At 72.4% G+C, this 21,178-nt stretch carries 18 protein-coding genes; 10 read left to right on the top strand and 8 right to left on the bottom strand.

All coding sequences use genetic code 11. The features are described 5' to 3' along the window. Nucleotides 1–60 precede the first annotated feature (60 nt). The 5 genes from ACGF5G_RS33400 to ACGF5G_RS33380 are packed head-to-tail and all read left to right on the top strand — an operon-like array spanning nucleotide 61 to nucleotide 6,845. Nucleotides 61–1,617 carry a pyridoxal phosphate-dependent decarboxylase family protein gene (locus ACGF5G_RS33400; RefSeq protein WP_393270428.1) on the top strand — a complete coding sequence of 519 codons (1,557 nt, stop codon included), beginning with the start codon at nucleotides 61–63 and terminating at the stop codon, nucleotides 1,615–1,617. Nucleotides 1,618–1,643: 26 nt separating this feature from the next. Beyond that, nucleotides 1,644–2,942, top strand: coding sequence for a lysine N(6)-hydroxylase/L-ornithine N(5)-oxygenase family protein (locus ACGF5G_RS33395; RefSeq protein WP_393270425.1), 1,299 nt, complete (start codon nucleotides 1,644–1,646; stop codon nucleotides 2,940–2,942). After that, nucleotides 2,939–3,544: a GNAT family N-acetyltransferase gene (locus tag ACGF5G_RS33390; protein ID WP_393270423.1), complete on the top strand. Its 606-nt coding sequence runs from the start codon at nucleotides 2,939–2,941 to the stop codon at nucleotides 3,542–3,544. Before ACGF5G_RS33395 ends, ACGF5G_RS33390 begins: the two co-directional genes overlap by 4 nt. Next, nucleotides 3,541–5,352: an IucA/IucC family protein gene (locus ACGF5G_RS33385; protein ID WP_393270420.1), complete on the top strand. Its 1,812-nt coding sequence runs from the start codon at nucleotides 3,541–3,543 to the stop codon at nucleotides 5,350–5,352. The genes ACGF5G_RS33390 and ACGF5G_RS33385 overlap by 4 nt, the downstream gene beginning before the upstream one ends. Then, the gene (locus ACGF5G_RS33380; RefSeq protein ID WP_393270418.1) at nucleotides 5,349–6,845 is read left to right on the top strand and encodes an MFS transporter; all 1,497 of its coding nucleotides are present in this window, start codon (nucleotides 5,349–5,351) and stop codon (nucleotides 6,843–6,845) included. Before ACGF5G_RS33385 ends, ACGF5G_RS33380 begins: the two co-directional genes overlap by 4 nt. Before the next feature lie 167 nt (nucleotides 6,846–7,012). Here ACGF5G_RS33380 and ACGF5G_RS33375 read toward each other — a convergent pair whose 3' ends face one another. The 4 genes from ACGF5G_RS33375 to ACGF5G_RS33360 all read right to left on the bottom strand — a co-directional run bounded on the left by ACGF5G_RS33375 (nucleotide 7,013) and on the right by ACGF5G_RS33360 (nucleotide 9,458). Further along, nucleotides 7,013–7,573, bottom strand: a complete 561-nt coding sequence (locus tag ACGF5G_RS33375; RefSeq protein ID WP_393270415.1) for an NADPH-dependent FMN reductase — start codon at nucleotides 7,571–7,573, stop codon at nucleotides 7,013–7,015. 12 nt (nucleotides 7,574–7,585) lie between these two features. Continuing rightward, entirely contained in the window at nucleotides 7,586–8,494 is a 909-nt protein-coding gene (locus ACGF5G_RS33370) for an ROK family protein (protein WP_393270503.1), read from the bottom strand. Between the two features lie 87 nt (nucleotides 8,495–8,581). Then, a complete protein-coding gene (locus ACGF5G_RS33365) occupies nucleotides 8,582–8,935 on the bottom strand; it encodes a DoxX family protein (RefSeq protein WP_393270413.1) in 354 nt (117 codons plus the stop codon). A 91-nt stretch (nucleotides 8,936–9,026) separates the two neighbouring features. Continuing rightward, the gene (locus tag ACGF5G_RS33360; RefSeq protein ID WP_350685097.1) at nucleotides 9,027–9,458 is read right to left on the bottom strand and encodes a type II 3-dehydroquinate dehydratase; all 432 of its coding nucleotides are present in this window, start codon (nucleotides 9,456–9,458) and stop codon (nucleotides 9,027–9,029) included. Between the two features lie 336 nt (nucleotides 9,459–9,794). On the opposite strand from ACGF5G_RS33360, the gene ACGF5G_RS33355 reads away from it, so the two are divergent. Genes ACGF5G_RS33355 through ACGF5G_RS33345 form a run of 3 tightly spaced genes read left to right on the top strand, consistent with a single transcriptional unit; the run spans nucleotide 9,795 to nucleotide 12,863 of the window. Then, the gene (locus ACGF5G_RS33355) at nucleotides 9,795–10,958 is read left to right on the top strand and encodes a DegT/DnrJ/EryC1/StrS family aminotransferase (RefSeq protein WP_393270410.1); all 1,164 of its coding nucleotides are present in this window, start codon (nucleotides 9,795–9,797) and stop codon (nucleotides 10,956–10,958) included. Further along, nucleotides 10,955–12,088, top strand: a complete 1,134-nt coding sequence (locus ACGF5G_RS33350) for a Gfo/Idh/MocA family protein (protein ID WP_393270407.1) — start codon at nucleotides 10,955–10,957, stop codon at nucleotides 12,086–12,088. The genes ACGF5G_RS33355 and ACGF5G_RS33350 overlap by 4 nt, the downstream gene beginning before the upstream one ends. Nucleotides 12,089–12,125: 37 nt before the next feature. Beyond that, nucleotides 12,126–12,863, top strand: a complete 738-nt coding sequence (locus tag ACGF5G_RS33345; RefSeq protein ID WP_393270405.1) for an HAD-IA family hydrolase — start codon at nucleotides 12,126–12,128, stop codon at nucleotides 12,861–12,863. A gap of 69 nt (nucleotides 12,864–12,932) precedes the next feature. Here ACGF5G_RS33345 and ACGF5G_RS33340 read toward each other — a convergent pair whose 3' ends face one another. Continuing rightward, on the bottom strand, nucleotides 12,933–14,138 hold the full coding sequence (locus ACGF5G_RS33340; RefSeq protein WP_393270402.1) for an MFS transporter: 1,206 nt from the start codon (nucleotides 14,136–14,138) through the stop codon (nucleotides 12,933–12,935). Nucleotides 14,139–14,192: 54 nt separating this feature from the next. On the opposite strand from ACGF5G_RS33340, the gene ACGF5G_RS33335 reads away from it, so the two are divergent. Beyond that, nucleotides 14,193–14,936: an AraC family transcriptional regulator gene (locus tag ACGF5G_RS33335; RefSeq protein ID WP_393270400.1), complete on the top strand. Its 744-nt coding sequence runs from the start codon at nucleotides 14,193–14,195 to the stop codon at nucleotides 14,934–14,936. Between the two features lie 306 nt (nucleotides 14,937–15,242). On the opposite strand, the gene ACGF5G_RS33330 is transcribed toward ACGF5G_RS33335, so the two are convergent. After that, nucleotides 15,243–15,950, bottom strand: a complete 708-nt coding sequence (locus tag ACGF5G_RS33330; RefSeq protein ID WP_393270398.1) for a VOC family protein — start codon at nucleotides 15,948–15,950, stop codon at nucleotides 15,243–15,245. 288 nt (nucleotides 15,951–16,238) lie between these two features. Then, entirely contained in the window at nucleotides 16,239–17,114 is an 876-nt protein-coding gene (locus tag ACGF5G_RS33325; protein ID WP_393270396.1) for an endonuclease/exonuclease/phosphatase family protein, read from the bottom strand. A 232-nt stretch (nucleotides 17,115–17,346) separates the two neighbouring features. On the opposite strand from ACGF5G_RS33325, the gene ACGF5G_RS33320 reads away from it, so the two are divergent. Next, a complete protein-coding gene (locus tag ACGF5G_RS33320) occupies nucleotides 17,347–17,682 on the top strand; it encodes a hypothetical protein (protein ID WP_393270393.1) in 336 nt (111 codons plus the stop codon). A gap of 126 nt (nucleotides 17,683–17,808) precedes the next feature. On the opposite strand, the gene ACGF5G_RS33315 is transcribed toward ACGF5G_RS33320, so the two are convergent. Beyond that, the coding region (locus tag ACGF5G_RS33315; protein ID WP_393270391.1) for an amino acid adenylation domain-containing protein at nucleotides 17,809–21,178 on the bottom strand (3,370 nt) is incomplete at its 5' end.

The following is a 21,178-nucleotide window of genomic DNA, read 5'->3' as shown; positions in this document are numbered from 1 at the left end:
GCGGAAGGCGACGTCCACGTCCCCCGCCGCCGTGTCCACTCCCGACCGCTGAGGACCCGCATGAGCCTGCCCGGATCCACCGTCCAGGCACCGTCGACCGGGGTGACCCCCGGGACGAACGGCGCCCGCGCCCACCTGTTTACCGCCGGCTCGGTCGAGGACTACCGGCGTGTGCTGGCTGCCGGCATCGACCGGGTGGCGACCCGGGTGGCCGGCGCGGACCGGCCGTTCACAGGCGTGACACCGGACGAGCTCGCGCCCCGGATCGCCGGCATCGACCTGGACCGGCCGCTCGGCGACACCGGCGCCGCGCTCGACGAACTCCAGGACGTCTACCTGCGCGACGCCGTCTTCTTCCACCACCCCCGCTACCTGGCACACCTCAACTGCCCGGTGGTGATCCCCGCGCTGCTCGCCGAGGCCGTGCTCAGCGCCGTCAACTCCTCCCTGGACACTTGGGACCAGAGCGCCGGGGGCACGCTGATCGAGCGCCGGCTGGTCGACTGGACGGCCGAGCGGATCGGCCTGGGGCCGGCCGCCGACGGCGTCTTCACCAGCGGCGGCACGCAGTCCAACCTCCAGGCGATGCTGCTGGCCCGCGAGGAGACCCGCGCCAGGGTGACCGGCCGGGAGACCGGGCAGCCGTCCCGCCCGGAGCTGCTGTCCCGACTGCGCGTCGTCACCTCGGCGGCCGGGCACTTCAGCGTGCAGAAGGCGGCCAGGCTGCTCGGCCTCGGCGCGGACGCGGTGGTCACCGTGCCCACCGACACCGACCGGCGGATGCGCACGGACGAGTTGGCCCGCGAGATCGACCGCTGCCGCGGCGAGGGGCTGGTGGTGATGGCGGTGGTGGCCACCGCCGGCACCACCGACTTCGGCACCATCGACCCGCTGCCGCAGATCGCCGACGTCTGCGCGGCGGCCGGCGTCTGGCTGCACGTCGACGCCGCGTACGGCTGCGGGCTGCTGGTGTCGCCGACCCGGCGGCACCTGCTCGACGGCATCGAACGGGCCGACTCGGTCACCGTCGACTACCACAAGTCGTTCTTCCAGCCGGTCAGCTCCAGCGCCCTGCTGGTGCGCGACCGGCGGGTGCTGCGGCACGCCACCTGGCACGCCGACTACCTCAATCCCGCCCGGATGGTCGAGCAGCGCATTCCCAACCAGGTCGACAAGAGCATCCAGACCACCCGCCGCTTCGACGCGCTGAAGCTCTGGCTGACCCTGCGGATCATGGGACCGGACGCCATCGGCGCGCTCTTCGACGAGGTGGTGGACCGGGCCGCCGACGCCTGGCAACTGCTCACCGAGGACCCCCGCTTCGAGGTGGTCACGCGGTCGCAGCTCAGCACCGTGGTCTTCCGCTACCTGCCGACCGGCCCCGGCCGCGACCTCGTCGACGACGCCAACCTGTACGCCCGCGAGGCGCTGGCGGCCTCCGGCGCCGGGCTGGTCGCCGGGACCAGGGTCGACGGCGCGCACCACCTCAAGTTCACCCTGCTCAACCCCGAGACCACGCTGGACGACATCGCCCACGTCCTCGACCTCGTCGCCGACCACGCCGGCTGGTACGCGCACACCAGGGCGACCGCCGCGCTGACCTGCCCCGTCGGCTGACGACCCGTCCCCGCTGGAGAGAACGCATGTCGACGCACGACTTCATCGCCGTCGGACTGGGCCCGTACAACCTGGGCCTGGCCTGCCTGACCGAACCGATCGAGGACCTCGACGGCCTCTTCCTGGAGGCGCGGGACACCTTCAGCTGGCATCCCGGGATGCTGCTGGAGTCGACCCGTCTCCAGACGCCGTTCATCGCCGACCTGGTCACCCTCGCCGACCCGACCTCCCCGTACTCCTTCCTGGCCTATCTGAAGGAGTCGGGGCGGCTCTACCCGTTCTACATCCGGGAGAGCTTCTTCCCGCTGCGCAGCGAGTACGACGGCTACTGCCGCTGGGCCGCCGGCAAGCTCCGCGGCGTCCGGTTCGGACAGCGGGTCACGTCCGTCGAGTTCGACCCGGCCGACGAGCACTACGTCGTGCGGGCCACCGTGACCGCCACGGGGGAGCGGGTCACCCACCGCGCCCGGCACCTCGTGCTCGGCACCGGCACCCCGCCGCACGTGCCCGACGCCTGCCGGGGGCTCGGCGGCGACGCGATCCACAACTCGCAGTACCTGGAGCACCGGGCGGCGCTGCGCGCCAAGCGCAGCATCACCGTCGTCGGCAGCGGGCAGAGCGCGGCCGAGATCTACCACGACCTGCTCGGCGACATCGACTCCTGCGGCTACCAGCTCAACTGGGTCACCCGGTCGCCCCGGTTCTTCCCGCTCGAATACACCAAGCTGACCCTGGAGATGACCTCGCCGGACTACGTGGACTACTTCCACGCCCTGCCGGAGGCGACCCGCTACCGGCTGGAGTCCGCGCAGAAGGGGCTGTTCAAGGGCATCAACGCCGACCTCGTCAACGACATCTACGACCTGCTCTACGCCAAGAGCATCGGCGGCCCGGTACGCACCCGGCTGCTGACCAACACCGCGCTGACCACCGCCGCGTACGACGAGCCGAGCGGGACGTACACGCTGGGGCTGCGCAACGTCGAGCAGGACCGCGACTTCACCCTGGACACCGAGGGTCTCGTGCTCGCCACCGGCTACCACTACCGGGTCCCGGAGTTCCTCGAGCCGGTGCGCGACCGCATCCGCTGGGACGGCCACGGCCGCTTCGACGTGGCCCGCAACTACAGCATCGACCACACCGGCCGGGGCATCTTCCTGCAGAACGCCGGCACCCACACGCACAGCATCACCTCACCCGACCTGGGCATGGGTCCGTACCGCAACTCGTGGATCATCCGGGAGCTGCTCGGCCGCGAGCACTACCCGGTCGAGAAGAGCATCACCTTCCAGGAGTTCGGCGTGCCGGCCGGAGCCGCGTCGTGACCGAGGTCGTCCACCGCCGCGTCGACGACCGGCTCGGCGAGTTCGCGCTGCGTACGCTCGACCCGGACGCCGACGCCGCGCTGCTGCACCGCTGGGTGACCCACCCGAAGGCGGCGTTCTGGCTGATGCAGGACGCCGACGTGGCCCGGGTCGCGCAGGAATACCGGCGGATCGCCGCGCACCCGCACCACGCCGCGTTCCTTGGTCTGCACGAGGGGCGACCCGCCTTCCTCGCCGAGCGGTACGACCCCGCCCGCGTCGAACTCGTCGGCCTGTACGACACGGTCGACGGCGATGTCGGCATGCACTTCCTCTGCGCCCCCACCGACGCGCCCGTGCACGGCTTCACCCGCGCGGTGATCACCACCGTGCTGGCGTGGCTGTTCGCCGACCCGGCGACCCGGCGGGTCGTCGTGGAGCCCGACGTGCGCAACACGGCGGTGCACCGGCTCAACGCGGCCGTCGGCTTCACCGTCGTCGGCCCGATCGCCAAGCCCGAGAAGGACGCGCTGCTCAGCGTCTGCACCCGTGCCCAGTTCGAGGCCGCGACCGGCGCGACCGACACCCACCCCGCCGCAACCCGAGGAGACCTGCGCACGTGAACCCCTCCGCATCCGTGGCCCACCTGACGCCGGCGAGCTGGGCCCGCGCCAACCGGCTGTTGGTCCGCAAGGCCCTGGCCGAGTTCGCCCACGAACGGCTGCTCGCACCCGAGCCGGTCCCCGCCGACGCGGACGGCCCGGCGGCGGGGGAGCGCCGGTACGAGGTGCGCGGCGACGACGGCGACGTGGTCTACCGGTTCACCGCGAGCCTGCTGGCCCTGGACCACTGGCGGATCGACGCCGACAGCATCACTCGCCACCGCGGCGACACCGAGCTGCCGCTGGACGCCCTCGACTTCTGCCTCGACCTGCGCGGCGCGCTGGGCCTGCGCGACGAGATCCTCCCCGTCTACCTCGAGGAGATCAGCTCCACCCTCGCCAGCACCGCGTACAAGCTCGACAAACCGGCGGTGCGCGCCGCCGACCTCGCCCACGCCGACTTCCAGACCATCGAGACCGAGATGACCGAGGGCCACCCGGGCTTCGTGGCGAACAACGGCCGGATCGGCTTCGGCATCGACGAATACCGCGCGTACGCGCCGGAGGCCGCCCGCCCGGTCCGGCTGTTCTGGCTGGCCGCGCACCGGGACCGGACGACCTTCACCTGCGCCGCCGACCTCGACTACGACACCCTGCTCCGCGCCGAACTCGGCGACGACACCCTCGCCGCCTTCGCGGGCACCCTGACCGGGCTCGGCCTCGACCCGGCCGACTACCTGCTCATCCCCGTGCATCCGTGGCAGTGGTGGAACCGGATCTCCGTCACGTTCGCCGCCGAGGTGGCGCAGCGCCGGCTGGTGTGCCTCGGCCCCGGCCCGGACGAGTACCTCGCCCAGCAGTCCATCCGCACCTTCTTCAACGTCACCGACCCGACCCGGCACTACGTCAAGACCGCGCTGTCCGTGCTGAACATGGGCTTCCTGCGCGGGCTGTCCGCCGCGTACATGGAGGCCACCCCGGCGATCAACGACTGGCTCGCCGACCTGATCGACGGCGACGAGATCCTCAAGCGCACCGGGTTGACGATCATCCGCGAGCGGGCCGCCATCGGGTACCGGCACCTGGAGTACGAGGCGGCGACAGACCGGTACTCCCCGTACCGGAAGATGCTGGCCGCGCTGTGGCGGGAGAGCCCGGTGCCCGGCCTGGAGCCGGGCCGGCGACTGGCCACCATGGCGTCCCTGCTGCACACCGACCGCGACGGCCGGTCGTTCGCCGCCGCGCTGATCGCGCAGTCCGGGCTGGCGCCGCAGGTGTGGCTACGCCGCTACCTCGACGCCTACCTCACCCCGCTGCTGCACAGCTTCTACGCCCACGACCTGGCCTTCATGCCGCACGGCGAGAACGTCATCCTCGTCCTGGACGGCGGGACGGTCGAGCGGGCCATCTTCAAGGACATCGCCGAGGAGATCGTGGTGATGGACCCGGACGCCGACCTGCCCCCGCAGGTGGGGCGGGTGCGGGCCGACGTGCCCGAGGACATGAAGCTGCTGTCGATCTTCACCGACGTCTTCGACTGCTTCCTGCGCTACCTCAACGCGATCCTGGTCACCGAGGGCGTGCTGGACGAGGACGCCTTCTGGCGCACCGTCGCCCGGTGCGCGGCCGACTACGCCGACAGCGTCCCGCACCTGGCCGAGCGGCTGCGGCGCTACGACCTGTTCGCCCCGGAGTTCGCGCTGTCCTGCCTCAACCGGCTCCAGCTGCGCAACAACCGGCAGATGGTCGACCTCGCCGACCCGTCGGCCGCGCTGCAACTGGTCGGCACCCTGGCCAACCCCATCGCCCGCTTCGCGCCGACCCGGTGACCGCCACGACTGTCGCGCCCGCCGGCGGGACAGCGGGCGGCCGGGTGCGGGGCCGGTGGCTGATCCTCGGCGTGCTCTGCCTCGCCCAGGTCACCGTGGTGCTCGACAACACGGTGCTGACCGTGGCCATCCCGGTGCTCACGACCGAGCTGTCCGCCAGCACCGCCGACGTCCAGTGGATGATCAACGCGTACGCCCTGGTCCAGTGCGGCCTGCTGCTCACGGCGGGCAGCGCCGCCGACCGGTACGGCCGCCGCCGGATGCTGCTGGCCGGTCTCGTGCTGTTCGGGCTCGGGTCGCTGGCCGCGGGGCTCGCGCAGACCGGCGGCCAGCTGATCGCCGCCCGGGCCGGGATGGGGATCGGCGGCGCACTCCTGGTCACCGCCACCCTCGCGGTGGCGATGCAGGTCTTCGACGACGCCGAGCGGTCCCGCGCGATCGGGCTCTGGGCCGCGGCGAGCGCGCTGGGGTTCGCGGCCGGGCCACCCTTCGGCGGGCTCGTCCTCGCCCACCTGCCCTGGGGGGCGATCTTCCTGGTCAACGTCCCGATCGTGCTGGTCTGCCTGGTGGCGGCGTGGGCGCTGGTGCCGGAGTCGCGCCGTGCGACCGGCGGGCGCCTCGACCTGGGCGGGGTGCTGCTCTCCACGGCGGGCCTGACCGCGGTGGTCTACGCGGTCATCGCGGGGCCGGAGCGGGGCTGGACGGCCGCCCCGGTGCTGGGCGCGGCCGGCGCGGGAGTGCTCCTCCTCGCCACCTTCGTGGCCTGGGAGCGGCGGGTCGCCGACCCGATGCTGGACATGCACTTCTTCCGCAGCCGGCGCTTCGTGGGCGCGGTCTCCGGGGTCGTCCTGATCACCTTCGGCGCCACCGGCGCGCTGTTCCTGCTCACCCAGCACCTGCAGTTCGTGCGCGGCTACCCGGCCTGGGAGGCGGGGCTGCGGATGGTGCCGTTCGCGCTCTCCATCGTCCTGCTCAACGTGGCCGGCGTCGCCGCCCGGGTGATCCGCCGGCTCGGGCTGCCCCGGTCGATTGCGCTCGGGATGACGCTGCTCGCCGCCGGACTCGCCCTCGTCACCCACGCCCCGACGGACGGCTACGGGGTGCTGCTGCCGGGACTGCTCGTGATGGGCTCCGGCTGCGCCGTGGCGAACCCGGCCATCGTCGAGGCGGTGATGAGCGCGATCCCGCCGGAGAAGGCCGGGGCCGGGGCGGGGGTGGACGGCACCATGACGGAGGTCGGCAGCAGCCTCGGCATCGCCGTGCTCGGCGCGATCCTGAACGCCCGGTTCGCCGCCCTGCTGCCCGCCGCGCTGGCCGGCGCCGGGTCGTTCCCCGCCGCCCTGGCCGCCGCCGGGAGCGAGGCGGAACGCCGGCTCGTCGCCGACGCGTTCCGCTCCGCCCTGGAGACCGGCCAGACGGTGGGCGCGATGGCCGTCTTCGCCGGCGGCTGCGTCGCCGCCGTGCTGCTGCGCCGGGCCGAGCGGGCCGGCTGAGCCCGCGTCCTCCTGCCGACCGCGCCGACGCCGCCACGCACGGCGGCGTCGGCGTCAGGCCGGCGGCGTCGGCGTCAGCCGGCGGCGTCGGGGTCAGCGTCGGCACCGGGGTCGGCGGCGTCGAGGTCAAGCCGGCGGTGCCGGCGTTACGTCGGCGGGTGCCGGCGTCAGGGTCGGCGGAGCGTGCGGAGCGCGCCGGCCCAGGCGACGACCTGGTCCAGCATGGTGCTGACGGCCTCCTCGTGGTGGGCCGCCGGCCGGAAGTCGCGGAAGTTCACGAAGTCGGTCGTCAGGGAGAGCGCGACCTGCGACCGGACGTCGGCCACCCCGAGCTGCCCGAGCACCAGCCGTAGGTGCTCCGCCGCGCGGGTGCCGCCGTGCACGCCGTAGCTGACGAGACCGGCGGACTTGTGCTGCCACTCCTGGAAGAGGAAGTCGACGGCGTCCTTCAGCGCGCCCGGGATCGAGTGGTTGTACTCCGGGGTGACGAAGACGAAGCCGTCGAACCCGGCCACCGTCGTCGCCCACCGGCGCACGGCCGGACGCGTCGACGGCGCCATCGACGGCGGCAGCACCTCGTCGAAGTGCGGCAGGCGGTAGTCGGCGATGTCGACCAGCTCGACGGTGAGGTCGGCCCGCTTGGCGGCGAGGTCCCGCACCCAGCGCGCCACGACGTCGGCCTTGCGTCCGGGCCGCGTACTGCCGACGATGACACCGATCCTGACCATGGTTGATCTCCTCTACGGGGTGGGGACGGGGCTGGCGGGGGCCGGCACGGCGCTCAGGCCCCGGGCCAGCTCCACCGCGCCGTGCAGGGACGACAGCGCACCGAGGGCGGCCGGGAGCACCGGCGGCGCCGGCCGGCCCGCCCGGCCCGCCGACCGGGCGTGCTCGGCCACGAGTGGGACGAAGCCGGGCAGCCCGGCGGCGAACCCGCCACCGACGATCGCCACCGCGGGATCCAGCAGCTCGCCGAGGCTGACCACCGCCGCCGCCAGGGCGCGGCAGCTCACGTCGACCGCGTCGACCGCCCAGTCGCGGCCCTCGCGCAGCCCGTCGCGCAGGTCGTCGAAGCTCACCTCGGCCCCCCGACCGTCGGCCGCCCGGCGGAGGGTGGCCGGGCCGGCGGCCACGGACTGGAGGCAGCCACGCCGGCCGCAGTCGCAGCGCTCGCCGTCGAGATCCACCACCATGTGCCCGACCTCGGCCGAGGAGCGGCCGGGCACCGACCGCCCCGCCAGCACCACGCCGCCGCCGATGCCGGTGCCGACGCCCAGGTAGACCACGTCGTCGCGGCCGGCGTGCCGGGCCTCCGCCAGCGCGGCGAGGTCACCGTCGTCGGCCACGGCCGTCGCCGCGCCGGGGAAGAGCCGACGCAGCGCGCCGGCGAGGTCCAGGCCGGCCCAGCTCGGCCGGCCGGGCCACGTCGTGACGGCGCCCGCCGTGTCCGTGGTCGCCGGCATCGCCACCCCGACCGCGTCGACCGGCCCCCACGCGTCACGCAGCCGGGTCACCTCGGCGGCCAGCACCGCCAGGTCCGCCGCCGCGTCCGCGCCGTGCGGCCAGCGGAAGGTCCGGTCGTACGCCGGCCGGCCGGCCGCCTCGGCGCGCAGCGCCACCTTGGTGCCGCCGACGTCGACGCCGAGCATCCCGACGGCGCCCCGCCGGTCCGGCCCGGCGGCCGGAGGCTGCGGGTCGGCCACGGCGGCGGGACGCTGCGGGTCGGGCACGACGGCTCAGCCCTTGAGCACGTGGAGGACCACCAGCGCCACCGCGGCGACGGCGAAGATCACCGGCGTCAGGGTCATGGGGGCCGGGTCCTTCGCACGGGCGTGGTAGACCACCGCGCCGACCATCTGCAGGGCGAGGCCGACGGCCGCCGCGATGCCCAGCGGCGCCCAGAGCAGCCCGAGCAGCAGACCGGCGACCGCGGCGAGCTCCAGCACCCCCAGCACGCGGGTCAGGCCCGGGGAGACGCCCAGGTGGTCCATCCGCCTACGCATCTCCGCCTGCCCGGCCAGCTTGGGCACGGCGGTGCTCAGGAAGACCGCGGCGAGGATGACGGTCAGGGCGATGACGGGAATGTGCATGTGGGGTCCTTCGGGTGAGGTGTGAGGATGCGGACGACCGTACCGGTGCCGGATCGGCGGGGCCGGCGGCGACCGGCGGCGCGTCCGGTCCTCAGCGGACGGTCGCGACGAGGGCGCGGGCGGCCAGCCGGTAACCCAGCGACCCGAGCCCGACGATGACGCCGCTGGCCAGCGGGGCGATGACGGAGTCGTGCCGGAAGCTCTCCCGGGCCCAGACGTTGGACAGGTGCACCTCGATGAAGGGCCGCGGGTAGTTGGCCAGCGCGTCGCGCAGGCTCCAGCCGGCGATCATCAGCGCGCCCGGGTTGACGATGGCGCCGACGGTGTCGTACCGGTCCTGGATCGCGCGGATCAGGGCGCCCTCGCAGTCGTGTTGCTCGGCCACCACCCGCCAGCCCCGCGCGGCGACCTCCTCGCCGACCGCCCGTTCGATGTCGTCGAGGGTGTCGGTGCCGTAGATCTCCGGCTCCCGCCTGCCGAGGATGCCCAGGTTCGGGCCGTTCAGCAGCAGCACGTCCGACACGCTTCACCTCGCGGGGGCGCGGGTCCTGTCCCGACAGGCCCGATGAGTGGTCCTCCGCAGTCTTACTATGCGGTCGGCGGAGGGCGACCCGGTGACAGCACCCGCGCGGGTGGACTAAGGGGTGCATAGGGGCTGTTAGGGGCGGTGACCCGGCGTCCGGTTCGGTTACCGTCCTGCCTGCTGAAGCGATGCCGCCGGCTCCACGGGGGCGTCACCTACCTCGAACCGGCCATCCGGCGCCCCGGTGGGCCCGGACCGCGTACCGGCGGTCCCGGGTCGTCCCGCCCGATGTCCGGCCGAAGCCCCTGGTCTGCCCGAGTTGGGAAGTGGGAAGTCATGAGTGGTCAGCCCTCGACGGTGTCGGAGTTCCCCGAGTGGCCGCAGTTCGGTGACGAGGAGCGCGCCGGACTGATCCGCGCCCTCGAGCAGGGCCAGTGGTGGCGGATGGGCGGTAGCGAGGTCGACTCCTTCGAGCAGGAGTTCGGCGCCTACCACGGCACGCCGCACGCGCTCGCCGTCACCAACGGCACCCACGCCCTCGAGGTCGCCCTGGAGGTGCTCGGCGTCGGCCCCGGCACCGAGGTGATCGTCCCCGCCTTCACGTTCATCTCGTCCTCGCTGGCCGCGCAGCGCCTCGGCGCGGTCGCGGTGCCGGTCGACGTCAACCTGGACACCTACAACATGGACCCGGCCGCGGTCGAGGCCGCCATCACGCCGCGCACCAAGGTCGTCATGCCGGTGCACATGGCCGGCCAGTTCGCCGACATGGACGCGCTGAGCAAGCTCGCCGCCGACGCCGGGGTGGCGCTGCTCCAGGACGCCGCGCACGCCCAGGGCGCGCAGTGGCAGGGCAAGCGGGCCGGGGCGCTCGGCTCGGTGGCCGCGTTCAGCTTCCAGAACGGCAAGCTGATGACCGCCGGCGAGGGCGGCGCGATCCTTTTCCCCGACGAGGAACTGCGCGAGCGGGCGTTCCTCGTGCACAGCTGCGGCCGGCCCCGCACCGACCGGGACTACCTGCACAGCACGACCGGCTCGAACTACCGGATGGGCGAGTTCACCGCCGCCGTGCTGCGCGCCCAGCTCGGCCGGCTGGACGAGCAGATCGCGGTGCGCGAGCAGCGCTGGCCGCTGCTGGCGAGCCTGCTCGCCGAGATCCCGGGCGTGGTGCCGCAGGGTCGCGACGAGCGCGGCGACCGCAACCCGCACTACATGGCCATGTTCCGGGTCCCCGGGATCACCATGGAGCGCCGCCGCGCCGTGGTGGACGCGCTGATCGCGCGGGGCGTCCCCGCGTTCGTGGCGTTCCGGGCCATCTACCGGTGCGAGGGCTTCTGGAAGGCCGGCGCCCCCGACGAGTCGGTCGAGGCGATCGCGGCCCGCTGCCCCAACGTCGAGCAGATCCACGCCGACTGCATCTGGCTGCACCACCGCACCCTGCTCGGCACCGAGCAGCAGATGCACGAGATCGCGGCCGTGCTCGCCGACGTCCTCGCCGAATGACCAGCCTGCCCTCGGCCGCCGCGACCGACCGCCCGGTGCGGGTCGCGGTGGCCGGCCTCGGGTGGGCCGGGCGGGAGATCTGGCTGCCCCGACTCGCCGCGCACCCGGGTTTCACGGTGACCGCCGTGATCGATCCGGAGCCCGGCGTCCGCGACCGGGCCCGCGACAGCCACCACGTCCCCGCCGCGTACGCCGACGTCGACGAGCTGCCGGTCGGCGCTGCCGACCTGGTGGTGGTCGCCGTGCCGAACCACCTGCACGCCGCCGTCGCCGCCCGGCTGCTGCGCCGGGGCGTACCGGTGTTCCTGGAGAAGCCGGTCTGCCTGACCTCCGCCGAGTCGACCCTGCTCGCGGAGGCGGAGCGCGACGGCGGCTCGGTGCTGCTCGCCGGCAGTGCCGCCCGCTACCGGGCCGACGTCCGGGCGCTGGCCGACGCGGCCGGCGAGCTGGGGCCGATCCGGCACGTCGACGTGGCCTGGGTTCGCGCCCGGGGCGTGCCCGACGCCGGCGGCTGGTTCACCCGGCGCGACCTCTCCGGCGGTGGCGCGCTGGTGGACCTCGGCTGGCACCTGCTCGACACGGTGCTGCCGATGCTCGGCCCGACCCGGATCACCCACGCCGTCGGCAGCGTCTCCGACGACTTCGTCAACGACAGCGCGGCCCACGCCGCCTGGCGCAGCGACGCCGACACCGCCGGCCGTACCCCCGGCGACGTCGAGGACACCGCCCGCGGCTTCCTGCTCACCGACACCGGCGCGTCCGTCACCCTGCAGGCGTGCTGGGCCTCCCACGAGGCGCTGGACCGTACGACGATCACGGTGCACGGCGCGGCCGGCTCGGCGACCCTGCGCTGCACGTTCGGCTTCAGCCCGAACCGTGACCCGGAGCCGGTGCTGACCCGCACCCGCGACGGCGAGACCGTCCGGCTGCCGCTGCCCGCCGAGCCGATCGGCACCGAGTACGCCCGCCAGCTCGACGCCCTCCCCGGCCTGCTCGCCGACCCCGCCAGCCGGGGCGCGGCCGTCGCCGAGGCACGCCGCACCATCGACATCATCGAACGGATCTACCGCTGCGCCCGGCCCACACAGCCGGAGCGGCAGCACGCGCTGGCGGGCCATCGCGACCGGTGAGAACCACCGTCGACCCCACTCGCTTCCGGGAGCAGTCATGAGCCATCCACCATCCACCGTCGACACGACACCGGCCACCTTCGACGTGGCCTCGGCCGCGGTCGACGTGGCCGGCCCGGCGCCGGCCCGGGGGCCGATCCGGGCGGTCGTGTTCGACCTCGACGGCGTCGTGGTCGACAGCTCGGCCGTGATGCGCGAGGCGTTCAGCATCGCGTACGCGGAGGTGGTGGGGGACGGGCCGGCCCCGTTCGAGGAGTACAACCGGCACATGGGCCGGTACTTCCCGGACATCATGCGGCTCATGGGGCTGCCGCTCGAGATGGAGGAGCCGTTCGTCCGGGAGAGCTACCGGATGGCGCACCTCGTGCCGCTCTTCCCCGGCGTACGGGAGACGCTGGAGACCCTGCACGACCGGGGCATCCGGATGGCCATCGCGACCGGCAAGAGCGGCCCACGGGCCCGCTCGCTGCTCGACACGCTCGGGGTGCTGGGGCTGTTCGACCATGTGATCGGGTCCGACGAGGTGGCCCGCCCGAAGCCGGCACCGGACATCGTGCTCCAGGCGCTGGGGCTGATGGACGTGCCGCCCGCGCAGGCGATGATGGTCGGAGATGCGGTGATCGACCTGCTGAGCGGGCGGGAGGCGGGGGCGACGACCGTGGCCACGACGTGGCACGGTGGGGATGTCGGTGCGCTGCTGGCCGCCGGGCCGGATCTGGTCGCGCATGCTCCGGGGGATCTGCTCGAACACTGCCCGGCGGCCCTGGTTCCCTGACCTGGCACTGGACGCCGCGCGAACCGGTCAGCGACACGCGCCACCGCCTCGTCCAGCGCAACCCGAGCATCAGTCGACGGAAGCCAGGGAGGGCAGGACCGGCCGGTTCTGTTCCGCGCGTTCCTCGAGATCGGGCTTCGGCACTTCCGGTTCAGGCAGGGTTCGGAACAACAGCCAGCTGAGCATCGGCATGAGGATGAGCGGCGTCAGCGCGGTTCGCAGCGACGTCGCGTCGGCCACCGCGCCGATGGCAGGGCTGGCGAGGCCACCGATGCCGACGGTCAGGCCGAGGGTGATGCCGCTGGCGGTGCCGACCTTTGTGGGTAGGTAGTCCTGCCCGAGGGTGACCTGGAGCGAGACGGGAACATAGAGGCCGGCCGAGGTCAGGGCCACGAACAGATACATGGCCGGTCCAGGCACCCACACCACGCCCGTGATCGCGATGACAGTGATCGCGTAGGACCAGCGGGCGACTGCCACCCGGCCCCATCGGGCTGCCGCGGAACCACCCAGCACCGAGCCGACCACACCGCCGAGGTAGAGCACGAACAGGGCGACAGTGCCCGCCGCAGAGCTGCCGTTCATGCGCTGCTGGGCGTACAGGGAGATGAACGTGCTCAGGCCGACGAAGGCGATCGACCGGAACACCACGGCCAGCGTCAGCCGCACGAACGAGGCGGTGTCGTCGCGCCCGACCGGCGCCGATGCTCCGTTCTCGGCGCTCCTGCGCTTGGCCAGAGCGCGCAGGACGGGCAGGGCCATCGCAGTGCCAGCGAGAGCCGGCATCACCATCAGCGGCGTCCAGCCCAGGCCACCGATGGCCGCGACGGCGGCGACCATCAGCGGTGCCAGCGCGAAGCCGACGTTGCCGCCGGTGGAGAAGTACGCCATGGCGGTGTGGCTGCCGGCACTGGCTTCGCGGGCGATGCGCGCGGATTCAGGATGGTAGGCGGCCACGCCGATGCCGGAGATCGCCACGAAGAAGAGAGTGAGTGTGTAGTTGCCGCTCAGTCCGCTCAGCGCGATGCCCACCCCGCCCAGCACGGTGCCGACGGGCAGCAGCCAGGGCATTGACCAGCGGTCGGTGAGCGCGCCGAACACCGGCTGCGCGACCGAAGAAAGCAGTGAGGCGGCGAGCACGATGCCAGATGCCGTCGCGTAGGTGTACGCCCGTTCGGCGACGAACAACGGCACCAGCGCCGCGACGGTGCCCTGGTAGATGTCGACGCAGGCATGGCCGACGGAGAGCAGAGTGATCGAGGTTCGCCTTCGCACTCAGCGATGGTTCCAACTCACCGCTCTGTCGGGCTTCCGATAAGCTGCCAACCAATGACGGAAGTCCGCCACGATCCGGTGGCCCCCACCCGTACTCAGCGGCTCGCCTCCGGGGGCGAGATCGACGCGCACCGCCACGACGATCACCAGATCGTCTACGCCGCCCGCGGCGTCCTGGCCGTCACGACCAGCGGAGGATCCTGGGTCGCCCCGGGCACGCGCGCTATCTGGGTGCCGGCCGGAACGGTGCACGCCCACCGGGCCTACGGCGAGTTGGACCTGCACCTGGTCGGATTGCCGGCAACGGACAACCCGCTCGGCCTGGACACTCCGACCGTGCTCACCGTCGGCCCGCTGCTGCGCGAACTGATCGTCGCCTACACCCGTGACGGGAGCGGAGACAGCCCTGAACGGGCCCGCCTGCGCGCCGTGCTGCTCGACCAGCTCCGGGCCTCTCCCCAGCAACCGCTGCACGTGCCTGCCCCCACCGAGCCTGTGCTGCGCACCGTGTGCGCCATCTTGCAGGCCGACCCGGGCGACAGCCGTACGCTCGCGGAACTCGGCCGTGAGGTGGGCGCCAGCGACCGCACCCTGTCCCGGATGTTCCGCCGCGACCTCAGCATGACCTTCCCGCAGTGGCGCACCCAGCTACGCCTGCACCACGCACTGATCCTGCTGGCCGACAAGACGCCGGTCACCGTCGTGGCCCACCGCTGCGGCTGGTCGTCGGCGAGCGCCTTCATCGACGTGTTCCGCCGCACCCTCGGCCACACCCCAGGCACCTACCCCGCTGTATAGCTCACGGCCGAACAATCGGCTCGTGGCGGGCGGCCGAGCAGGCGGCCGCGCACCAGTGGCTGCTCGGTCAGGCGAGCGAGTTGCTGACAATCGGGAGCCCGCCACGTTACTGGGCGGGCGCTGGCAGTCACGCCAGTTCGGCGATCACTGCGCGGGCCAATCGGCGGCCGTGCTCGGCCATTCGAAAGGCGCGACCCGTAGTAGTCGATGCCGGTCAGTGACGGTCGGAGGCCCAGCCGCAGGCGCGGCGCCAGCCACCCCACGCGCCATTGGAGCGTCCCTTCGGGCAGCCCGGCCGCGCTGTGGTCAGTTCCCTCTCACGCAGAACTCGTTGCCGTCGGGATCGGCCAGCACGACGGCGCCGTCTTCACCGACCTCGAGCCGAGTGGCCCCGAGGGAGACCAGCCGGTCGACGTCCGCCTGCTGGTCGCCGCCGGCCGGGGCGAGGTCGAAGCGCTGCCGGTTCCTCACCTCTTTCGGGGCCACGGGTGGGCCTCCCCACGCGACCTTCGTGCCGCCGTGCGGTGACTGGATCGCGGTCTCCTGGTCCTGGTCCCACACCAGCGGCCAGCCCAGCGCCTCGCTCCAGAAGAGGCCGACCTCCCGGGTGCCGTCGCAGGCGACTTCCCCGAGCAGGCCGCACCCGGCGAGGAAGGCGTTGCCCGGCTCGATCACGCAGAACGCGTTGCCCTCGGGGTCGGCCAGGACGACGTGCCCCTCCTCGGGGCGCTGCCCGACGTCGAGGTGGCCGCCGCCGAGCCTCAGCGCCGTGGCCACAGTGTGCTGCTGGTCGTCGTTGCTGGCGCTGGTCAGGTGAAGGTGCATGCTGCGGTTCGGCCCCACCTTGTCCGCGCGGCTCGGGACGAACCGGAGGCTGATCTGGCCGTCTTCGCCGGGCAGGAGCGCGCCACCGGCGTCCTCGACGACCTGCCGGCCGAGCATGCCGGCCCAGAACTGCGCCAGGCGGGCCGCGTCATGCGCATCGAAGGTAACTGCCAGCAGTCGCGAGATCATCACCACACCGTAGACACGGGCCAGTAAGACAACAACGCGTTTAGCCGGGCCGGACGGCTTTGGCCGTACTGGGCATCCTCCACTGCCAGTGGTGCTCCTGCGGCCTGCGCCGCACCATCTGCCCCGACCGCCGCCGTCCCGGCCCGACGGAGCCGTCCGACTGTAGATCTTGGTAGGAACTGGCCCCTCCAGGGGCCGTTTCGTACCAAGATCTACCCGCTTCGGGGCTGGCAGCGCAGTGAGCTGCCAGCCCCTATGGCTGGCGGCCGTCGCGGAGAAAGCGACGACCTACAGTGCGATGGCGAGGGTCGCGACGACGCCGTTGTGGTCGGACTTCGTGCCGTCGACGATGTTGTAGTCGGTCATCCAGATGACCTGGTGCTCCTCGAGGCGCTTCCAGAAGTAGATGTAGTCGATGTGCCGATTGCCGTGTGTCCCGGTGCCCCTCTCGCCGTAGAGGTTGTAGGAGGAGCGCAGGTTCGGCAGCGAGTTGGCCTCGAAGACCTTCCACGGGAACTTCTCGTAGCCGTACGCTCGGTCGGCGCTGAAGTCGATGTTGAAGTCGCCGCTGACGACGACCTGGCCGTGGTCCTTCTTGCTGGCGGCCAGGTTCTTGATGTCCTGGATCTGCTGCTCGGCGCATCGGGTGCGCGGCAGGTCCTCCGGCCGGCCGTTGCTCTCGATGCTGGCGTTGAGGTGCGCGTTGATGTGGAAGACGCTGCGCCCGCTCTGCTTGTGCCGGTACCGCACCCAGTTGTTGTAGCGGGCGGGCGGCACCTCGCCCGGCCCGTTGGTGTCGCACACGAAGATCGATCCCTTTTCGAGCACGTCGAACATGCTCTTCCTGGCCAGCAGAGCCTCGGCGGCGGCCTGCGTCGGCTCGGGGGCGTACAGCCACCAGCCGTTCGCGGCGGCCCAGTCCTGCAGGAACGCCTTGCGGTTGCCCACCTCGTTGAGGCCGACCAGGTCGGCCCTCGAGGTGATCAGTTGCAGGTCGGAGACGAAGTCGGCCTGGCTGAGGCCGTTGTAGATGTTCAGCGTCGCCACGTTGAACGGGACGTTCGCGGCGGCGGCGGGCGAGGCCGGCAGCAGGCTCGCCGCCAGCACGACCGCCGTGACGAGCGCGCCCGCGCCGCGGTCAGACCACCGTCTTCTGCGCTGCATGGCAATCCCTTCGTCAGGGGCCGAGCCGGTCCGGTCCCGGCCGGGAGATGAAGGACATTAACAAGATGATGTTAAATATCGAGGAGGCTCTGCGAAGGTCCGCCCGATGTTGTCGGGCAACCTCCGGCCGGTCGACGGGAACCCCGATCCTCCGCACACTTGAGGCGTGCGAACGTCACTGGGCGATGGTTGGTCGATCGAGCTGTTCGGTGCCTGGCTGCGAGAGAAGCCCATGACGTACGACGTGACGACGTGGCGCGCGCCGGGCCGGACGATGCGCCTTGCCCCGGGCGCCGAATGGCGGTGCGCCGACGGCGCGGACATCATCGCCTCGCTGGATGCTGAACTGCCACCGGGCCCCGCAGGCAAGGTGGGTGAGGGCGGCCGTGACGGAGTGGGCCACCGCGCCGCCTGGCTCTACCGTCACAGCGGCCATGTCAGGTACACCCTCTACGGCTACAGCTTCGCTGGCGGAACGTACTTGGAGACCGTCTTCACCAGCGCGGACACCACCGACCTCGGGTGGGCGTTCGACGCGTGGCGTTCGGTGACCCGATCGGCCGAGTAGCGAATCGTCGACCGCGGCCTCCGCGCCGCTCGACCTGTCGCTGACAGAGGGTTGGTGCCGGCTTCGCCACCGGGCCGGCCCGGTGGCGAAGCCGCTGTACGTCGGCGAGCCCAGCGAACCTCCCGCTCAGTGCCCCGGTTCGTTGGCCTGGGGTCCGGCTTCGAGGAAGCGCAGTATGGACGCGGCCAACACCTCGGCGACGGGGGGCGGGACCAGGTCGGTGCGGACGGTGACACGCAGGAGGACGCCCTCTTCGCCGGGAAGCACCTCGACGAGGCAGGCGCCCGACCACTCCCGGGCGTACGGCTCGACGACCTCCTCGGTCCGGCAGCCGGGCAGGTCCAGCGGCAGGACGACGTTGTCCTGGTAGGCGAAGGTGGGCAGGCTGTTGGCCACCTCCCGGGACATGTCGACGGTTGGGTCGGCGGTGCTCTCCAGGAAGGAGATGTCCTGGGCGGCCATCAGCTCGTCGACGGTCTGCTGGACGGCCCGCGCCAGGTCCTTCGCCGGCCCGTCGGACCCGTCGAACCGGACCCGGAGGCAGTTGGAGTTGATCCTGCTCGTGAAGGTGGAGTCGAGGATGCGGCTACCGCGTTGGGCGACGATCATCAGTACGCCGATGTCGTCCTGCTGGTGGAGGGCGCGCAGTGCGGAGGCGTAGGCGGCGGCGAAGTAGGCGGAGCGGCTGAACCGGTGTTCGCGGGCGGCCCGGTCCCAGCGTTCCAGCACGTCGCGGGTGACGGTGACGGTGTGCCCGGTCTTCGGACCCCAGGCCGGGGTCTGCTCCAGGAGCGCCTGGGGCCGGCCTTCACCCTGGCGGGAGAGTCCGCGTAGTTGTTCGCGCCAGTAGTCCCGCTGTGCCTCCAGGTCCGCGGCGTTGCGTAGCCGGGTGTACTCGTCGTGGAACTGACGCAAGGTGGGTGCGGGCTGGTCCCAGGTGGGAGCGTGGCCGCCGCAGCGGGCGGTGTAGGCGTGGCTGAGGTCGCGGACGAGGAGGGCGTGTGACCATCCGTCGAAGGCGATGTGGTGGATGCCGACGCCGAAGAGGATGCGGTTGGTGGTTTTTTCGCGGATGAGGGCGGCGCGCCAGTTGCGGCCCTGGGTGTAGTCGAGTGGTTGTTGTACGGCTTCGGCGAGTTGGTCGAGGGCGTCCTGTTCGGTGGTGGCGTCGGTGAGTAGGCGGAGTTGGGGTGTGCCGGGGTTGGCCGGGATGATGGCGACCGGGGGGTTGACCCGTCGGTAGTGGGCGTGCAGTGCCTCGTGTCGTTTGTGCACGTCGCCGAGGGCTGCCATCAGCGCGCGGAGGTTCAGGTCACCCTCGATCCACCAGGTGACCGGGCAGACCAGGTCGAAGGGAAGCATGACGAACTTGGCGACCGACAGGGGCAGCGGGACGGGCTTGGCCGGGCCGGCCCGTCCGGTGACGGATGGTTCCGGTTCCGCCCTGGGCCGGCGGGGTGCGGTGGTGAGCCAGTGGGCGAGTGTGTGTGGGGTGGGGGTGCGGTGGATCTGGGAGACGGGTACGAGCACGTTGGCGGCTTCGTCGAGGGCGGTGGCGACGGCGGCGGATTGGAGGGAGGTGCCGCCGAGGTCGAAGAAGCTGTCGTGGGTGCCGATGCCTGCGATGCCGAGGACGGTGGTGTAGACGCTGGTGACGAGTCGTTCTTCGTCGGTGGTGGGTGGGACGTAGTCGACGTCGAGGTCGGGGCGTTGGGAGCCGGGTTCTGGTAGGGCGCGGCGGTCGATTTTTCCGGTGCCGCCGACGGGGAACCGGTCGAGGGTCATGATGACGGCGGGGACCATGTATGCGGGCAGGGCGGTCGCGGCGTGGGCGCGTAGTTCGCTGACCGTCGGGGTGTGGCCGTCGTGGCCGGTCACGTAGCCGACCAGCCGGGCGACTCCCTGGTCTTCCCGGCGGACGACGACGGCGGTGCCGACGTCGGGGTGTTGTTCGAGGACGGCTTCGATTTCGCCGAGTTCGATGCGGATGCCGTTGACTTTGACCTGGTGGTCCATGCGGGCGAGGATTTCCAGCGCCCCGGCCGTGTTCCACCGGCCCAGGTCGCCGGTGCGGTAGGCGAGGCCGCCGCCGTGCGGGTCGGTGACGAAGCGTTCGGCCGTCAGCTCCGGGCGGTTCAGGTAGCCGTCGGCCACTCCGGACCCGGTGATGAGGATTTCGCCGGGGACGCCCATGGGGACGAGGTTCAGCTGTGGGTCGACGACGTGGATCTGTCGGTTGGGCATGGGCCAGCCGATGGGCACGTACGCGCCGTCCCAGCCGGCGCTGGCGTCGTACCAGGTGCAGGCGACGGATGCCTCGGCCGGGCCGTACGCGTTGATCAGGCGGGTGCCGGCGGCCAGCCAGCGTTGGGCCATGCGGGGTGGGATCGGTTCACCGGCGAGGGTCACGCACGACATGCTCGGGCAGTCGGCCGGGTCGACCGCGGCCAGGTTGGTGGGCGGGCAGAACGCGTGGCTGGTCTGCTCCTTCGCGATCAGCTCCGTCAACCGGCGGGCGTCGAGCAGGTCGTCACGGGAACAGACCACGACGCGTGCGCCGGAGGTCAGCGCGGTGAAGACCTCGCCCAGGGCCACGTCGAACACGGGCGCGCAGCAGTGCAGCATCCGGCTGTCCGGGCCGACCGCGCACTCCTCGCGCATCCAGGTGAGGAAGTTCGTCAACATGGCATGGGTCAACACCACGCCCTTCGGCTTCCCGGTCGATCCCGACGTGTAGATCACGAACGCCGGCCCGGAGGCGTCCACCACCGGCAGGTCGACCGGTCCGGTCGCCTCCACCGTCGGCCAGTCGTCGTCCAGGGCGACCACCCGTACGCCGTCGGGCCGGGGGATGCGTGGGGCGACCTCGCCGACGGTGAGTACGACCCGGGCGCCGTGGTCGGCCAGGAGCATCCGCATCCGCTCCGCCGGCCAGGCCACGTCCATCGGCGTGTACGCCGCCCCCGCCCGCAGGACCGCCAGGGTGGCGACGAGGGTCCACATGCTGCGGTCCAGCGCCAGCGACACCACGTCCCCGACGCCGACGCCGGCTGACCGCAGGTGACGGGCCAGCAGGTCCGACCGGCGCGCCAGTTCCCCGTACGTGAGGACCTCGCCGTCGGCGACGCCCGCGACCGCCTCCGGGGTCCGGCGTGCCCACGCCAACACCAGGTCGTGGATCGGCTCGTCCGGCACCGGCCGGACCGGACCCCGGCCCCACGCGAGCAGCCGATCGCGATCGGCCGCACCCAACAACGGCAACCCCGACAGCGGGACCTCGGGTTCCCGTATCCCGGCCGAGGTCAACACCACGGTCTGGTCCAGCAGGCCCCGCACCCAGTCCGTGGAGAATCCTTCGGCCGCGTAGTCGATCCGCAGCCCGGACCCGTCCGAGGCCGCGGTCACCGCCAGGTCGACGTCCACCACCTGCGGGCCCGCCTCGGCGACCGGGCCGTCCACCAGGCCCACCGCGACCGGACCCGGTAGCCCCGTGGCC

The organism is Micromonospora sp. NPDC047730 (assembly GCF_043204765.1).
In the GTDB taxonomy this organism is placed as follows: domain Bacteria; phylum Actinomycetota; class Actinomycetes; order Mycobacteriales; family Micromonosporaceae; genus Micromonospora.
The sequence above is the reverse complement of the archived record's forward strand: the minus strand, read 5'-3'. Positions and strand labels throughout refer to the sequence as shown.